Source organism: Peptoniphilus indolicus ATCC 29427, assembly GCF_000227315.1.
Classification (GTDB): domain Bacteria; phylum Bacillota; class Clostridia; order Tissierellales; family Peptoniphilaceae; genus Peptoniphilus; species Peptoniphilus indolicus.
The window spans coordinates 974,993-980,140 of record NZ_JH165061.1 but is presented as its reverse complement, the minus strand read 5'-3'; the positions used below and the strand labels follow the sequence as shown (position 1 = coordinate 980,140).

At 30.3% G+C, this 5,148-nt stretch carries 6 protein-coding genes and 1 pseudogene; 2 read left to right on the top strand and 5 right to left on the bottom strand.

From position 1 onward, the window contains the following. Positions 1 to 764: class C sortase (locus HMPREF9129_RS04420; RefSeq protein ID WP_004820769.1), on the bottom strand; the 764-nt coding region annotated here is incomplete at its 3' end. A gap of 51 nt (positions 765 to 815) precedes the next feature. Then, the gene (locus HMPREF9129_RS04415) at positions 816 to 2,333 is read right to left on the bottom strand and encodes a SpaH/EbpB family LPXTG-anchored major pilin (protein ID WP_004820768.1); all 1,518 of its coding nucleotides are present in this window, start codon (positions 2,331 to 2,333) and stop codon (positions 816 to 818) included. A gap of 501 nt (positions 2,334 to 2,834) precedes the next feature. Between HMPREF9129_RS04415 and HMPREF9129_RS12285 the strand changes: the two genes are divergently transcribed. After that, the gene (locus HMPREF9129_RS12285) at positions 2,835 to 3,020 is read left to right on the top strand and encodes a transposase (protein WP_004820766.1); all 186 of its coding nucleotides are present in this window, start codon (positions 2,835 to 2,837) and stop codon (positions 3,018 to 3,020) included. A 12-nt stretch (positions 3,021 to 3,032) separates the two neighbouring features. After that, positions 3,033 to 3,263: a transposase gene (locus HMPREF9129_RS12280; RefSeq protein WP_306424714.1), complete on the top strand. Its 231-nt coding sequence runs from the start codon at positions 3,033 to 3,035 to the stop codon at positions 3,261 to 3,263. Between the two features lie 296 nt (positions 3,264 to 3,559). Here HMPREF9129_RS12280 and HMPREF9129_RS04400 read toward each other — a convergent pair whose 3' ends face one another. From HMPREF9129_RS04400 to HMPREF9129_RS04390, 3 genes and pseudogenes are all read right to left on the bottom strand, one after another. Next, entirely contained in the window at positions 3,560 to 4,015 is a 456-nt protein-coding gene (locus HMPREF9129_RS04400; RefSeq protein ID WP_040552303.1) for a hypothetical protein, read from the bottom strand. Between the two features lie 40 nt (positions 4,016 to 4,055). Further along, positions 4,056 to 4,299, bottom strand: a pseudogene (locus HMPREF9129_RS12790) (VirD4-like conjugal transfer protein, CD1115 family); the annotation flags it as partial. A 290-nt stretch (positions 4,300 to 4,589) separates the two neighbouring features. Continuing rightward, positions 4,590 to 5,096 (bottom strand): class I SAM-dependent methyltransferase, encoded by a 507-nt coding sequence (locus HMPREF9129_RS04390; RefSeq protein WP_004820763.1) that lies wholly within the window; start codon positions 5,094 to 5,096, stop codon positions 4,590 to 4,592. Positions 5,097 to 5,148 lie beyond the last annotated feature (52 nt).

Here is a 5,148-nt window from a genome sequence, read left to right as displayed (position 1 = left end):
ACACTCAAGAAAATTATCATCTTAATTAGATGTGTTTTTATATTTTTTTCCGCTTTTTCAAGAGTTTTTACTTCTTTATGGTTTGTATCTTTTATTATTCTTTCCCCTCTTACTAGAAGCCTATGAGTATTTATTCCGTAAGGGGTGCATGTAAACATGGTTACATATTCTTTGTCCTCTTCTATTTTTAAGGCTTCTGCTTCTTTTGGTAAAACAGTAATAATTTGATTTATTTTATAGGTTAGATCATCACCTAATACAGATAAGATGAACTCGTCCCCAATTTTCAGCTTATTTAAATCGGTAAACAGTTTGGCTGACGGCAGTCCGCTGTGGGTTGATATAACGGTATGAGTACCCTTACCTCCTACCGGTAAAGATGACCCCGGCAGGTGTCCAACTCCTACTTGGATAACCCCCTCGTTTACATCGTGGTAGATAGGAAGGTTTATATTTATTTTGTCTATCGTGACTGTTCCCATCATTCCGTTTTTAAAAGGGTCCAGGTTTTCTCTATATCCTATGAGTGAAAGAGGATTGGATAATGGATGTTCTATCTTTAATAAATTTTGATTGTACTTATCCGCCCTTTCTTTTATTTGCTCAATCTCCAGCCCTTCAAACTGACTTAGTGCTTCTTGGTATTCAACAATCGCTCTGGATTGAGTGATGCTGTTGACATAGTCGCTGATAGTAGGGTAGAAGAAAATACTACAACCTATTAATAAAAGAACACGAAAAAAAATTGATTTGCTTTTTTCCATAAATAATTTTTATTTGAACAGAGCCGGATAACCGGCTCTACCCAAGATTTTTTAGTTCCTTTCTTTTTTTACTTTTCCTTTTGCAAGACTATATAGTGCGATTAGGATGATTGCTCCACCTAGAACTGCAAATAGGGTTGTACCCATACCGCCTGTGCCAGGAAGTGCTATACCGCTTGAGTTTGCTATCTTGGATTCAGCTTCCATTTTTAATGTACTTGTACTTGAATCATCATCTGTTAGCGTAACCTCTGTATCTGTTGTTAGTAGGTTATATCCGTCCGGTGCTTTTGTTTCCTTTAGGAAAAATGTTCCGGCTGCTAGACCTTTAAACTCAGCTTTACCTTCAAAATCCGTATAAACAACTGTAGCATGGTTAATATCATCAACCCAAATAACTTCTTTTTTATCGCTACTCTCATTTAACTTATAGTATTTAACTTTGTTGCCTCCTTCTTTTTTGTATAAAACAAATTCGGCATTTTGAAGTTTTTTCCCCTCATTATCTTTTTCATGTTTTATCAGCTTAATTTTCCCTGTATAAACTTTTACAGTAACCTTTGGTGTTTTTTCTTTTGAATCATTATTTTTAGGGTCATTGCTGTATTCTAATTCAACTTCGTTTGGGTTACCAGTATTTCCTACTAGAGCATCTTTTCCTATTTTAGCTTGATAGGTAATTTCAAGTTTTTTATTTACATCTTCTTGTAGCTCTTTCATATTGAAAAATATCTTTAAAACAGTTGAACCATCTGTTCCCGCTGATTTTTCATAATAATAGTTTGCACTTTTTTCTATACCTACAGTTTGTTCTTGTTTATCTCCAATTTTTACTTTTATAGTATCTGTATCAAGTTCAAGTCCCTTTGAAAGGGTATCTGTTACAAAAAATTCATACTTATCATATCCTGTTGTATCGGGAATCTTAGATTCAAGTGTAAATTTAACCGGCTTACTATAGTCTTCAGACTTTTTATCCACTTTTTTCGTTATAGTTGGATACTTACCTTTTGAGTTCACTGTTACTTCTGGTAAGGTTGATGTTAAAGATACGATTGAACCATGCTTCTCACCTGTTGGTTCTGTAGCTCCTTCCGGACTAACCATGTAGTAACCAAGCTCTAGGTTTTCAAAAACTAATGTTTCTCCCTGTGCCGTTTTTACTTCGGTTTTATTCATCTTACTTAGTTGACTCTGTGCAGCTTTTGCAAAGTCTTTAATATTCGCTTCAGTGATATTAATATATTTTACCTTGCCATCTACTGTTATAGGGTTTAATTCTCCTGTATTGTCATTAACGATATAACTTTTTCCAGCGCCATTTTCAAAGAAATCTTTCCAATCTTCTGCAATGGTATAAGAAACATTTTTGTTTTCATCTTCGCCTGTATAAGTTAAATCAAAGATTTTATAAATAGCATATTTCTTATCCTTTATTGTTTTATTTACTGTAATTTTCCCCTGATTAGCAATTGCATAAGCAAAAGCCTTCTCACTTCCAAACCCTACTGATAGAATCATTACTAGCGCCATCATTATAGCTAGTAAACTTTTAATTTTTTTTGTCATGTTTTCCTCCTTGTGACTTGATTTTAAGTTTTTTTTGCTTAATAAAGACCTGTGTCATATAGATTTACCTGTCATTAATTAGTTGTACTGATTTAATATCTAAGCTTTAAAACCACATCAAAAATACCTAAAATTAATAGTATGTCTCTATTTAATTATTGCCTTTTAACTCCTCCTTCTTGTAATTTTTGTGGTTTGATTCTACCTTAACTGTCAATAATGTTAGACTTTAATTGGCAATAATTTTAGGAAATAAAATACAAACTGTGATATACTAATAAAGTACATATAGATGTTAAATTTACTGTTTTATAAAAGATTACTATCACTAAATTAGTATGTGATTTATATGTAAATAAAAGTCTACTTTTTTTTACAGTTCTTCGAGATTGTGTAAAATTTTGTGTATATAACCTCCTGATTATGGTAAACAATAACTAATCAGGAGGAATTTTTATGCCAAGAAAGAGACCATAAACAAAGTTAAACAAAATATCTAAGATGTTAATTGAAGAATTTCAACCAGAAGTAATATATGACCTGCAAAAAGCTCTAAAAGATCTTTTACGTGATACAATGAAACAAATATTAAAAGCTGAATTAGATGCTCATTTACCCTATGAATATGATGAAAATCCATTAACCTTTAATGCAAGAAACACTTCAAGCAAAAAAACTGTTAAATAATCCTATGGATATATAGACTTAAGTATTCTAAGAGATAGAAAAGGATTCTTTAAACCACAAGTAATAGAAGTTGTATATCCAAAAGCAGAGATACAAAAATGTATAATCCATCAAATAAGAAATCTCTCCAAATATGTATATTTCAAAGATATAAAAGGAGTAATGAAAGATTTAAAATCAGTATATAGAGCATCTACAGAAGAATTGACTTTTACAAATTTAGCCATGTTTGAAGATAAATAGGGCAAAAAGTATCAAAAGTATGTAAGAGCTTGAAAAAATAATTAATCAGATGAAAAGATATTTGTATAGATCTACCAGGCTTTCAATTCAGACCTTAAATTGGCTTAATCCTATTGAAAATCAAAATCTATTATTTTCATCCACTCTAATTCCTCCTTAAAATTTTCAAATAATAAAAAACTCCATAAGTAGTTTTGGTTATTTACCTTGTCTACTTATGGAGTATCATATCGTTTTGAAATTACCTTTGATTTTATTATATTCTGTTTTAATAAAATATTTGTATTTATTACTTATTAAAATAGGCTAAGTAGTTGCTCAGCAGATATTAGATATAAGATAAAATATATAATATGAAGTGGAATATTCCATGTAACATATTTTTCAATCTGATTCATTTCTACTTTCTTTCCGCTATTTACCAAATTCTCTACTTCCCCAAAACCTGTTAATGTATGCAACACCAACATTATAATTGGAACAATTAAGCTAAAGCATAATGGGTTAAAACCTTTATTGTAATTTAAAATCAAAGATATGATTGATACTATTATTTGCCCAAGTAATATAATAGAGTGATTTATTTTAACATTAGTATTTGAACGAAAAGATGAATAATCTTGAAATCCGCTTAATATCTTATTTTTTAAGATATAATTAAAATAGCTCCCCAATGTAACTGTATACATAAGCATCATTCCTGACATAATAGCCGTATATATAATTTGTATCTTCAAAATAATAAAATCCAAAAAATTACCTCCAATTTTATCTATTTTATATTATTATATGCTATTTCATCCTTTTAATAACGGTCTTTCCGCTTAGTTTCACCCTTCCATATCTTTATGTATATCTTCTATACCAAGTATATTCTTCTTGTCATAATTCTCAAGGGACTTGTAGTTCTTATGTTTTGTAATATAGTATTTATATGATACATAAGATCTTACGCCTCTAAGTTGAAAAATGTATTTGCCCCATCCATTACGATAATCTCTCCTTGGATCATCAGTTCTTTGCCTGTCCTTTGGTATTCATCTTCTCTAACTTCTAAAAAATCAATTGTATCAAGTAGTGCTGTGAAGTTATTTTCTTCTCTTGGAGCTTCATAGAAGATGTAGCCTATAATTTCTTTGTAGTAAAGTTTTTCAGCTTTCACTTAAAAATCCTCAACTGCTTTTCACCTTGTCATTTTGTATTTTCAATATTTGTCTGAAATAATTTCAAAATATCTTTTTAATAACGCATATAGGAAAAGAAATTTTATTTCTTAGAATTCTTGAAATCTATCGTATTTTGGTATGAAATTAAGAAAAAGATATGTTATGTTACACTTTTAGCAATCATCACGCCAACTGGTGCAAGCCCTCCATATATCAGTTTCATTTCAACTACTGAAAATCCATATTCCTCAATAAATTCTTCAAATTGCTTTTTATTCCATTCTTGATACATCTTAAATCCTAAAATGGACATAATCATTTTTATAATTTTTCTTTGTTTCCCCTCTTTCCATAGAAAAGTAGGAGCAAATAAAATACCATTAGATTTTAATACCCTAGATATTTCTTTCATTGCCTCATCCGGCTTAGGCATAATGTGAAGTGCATTAGCTATTACAACACAATCAAATTTTCCATCTGCAAAAGATAATGATGTTGCATCAGCTATTTCAAATGTAAGGTTTTTGTATTTTCCACGCTTCCTTGCCTCCACAATCATTTGTTCAGAGAAGTCTGTTGCAATCCAACTTTTAGTATACCTTGAAAGACTAAACGACAGTTGCCCTGATCCACAAGCAAGTTCAAGTATATTCATATCTTTATTCAAATAATGACAAATATTTCCGCAAATTTTATCATAAACTTTTTTATCTTTTTAA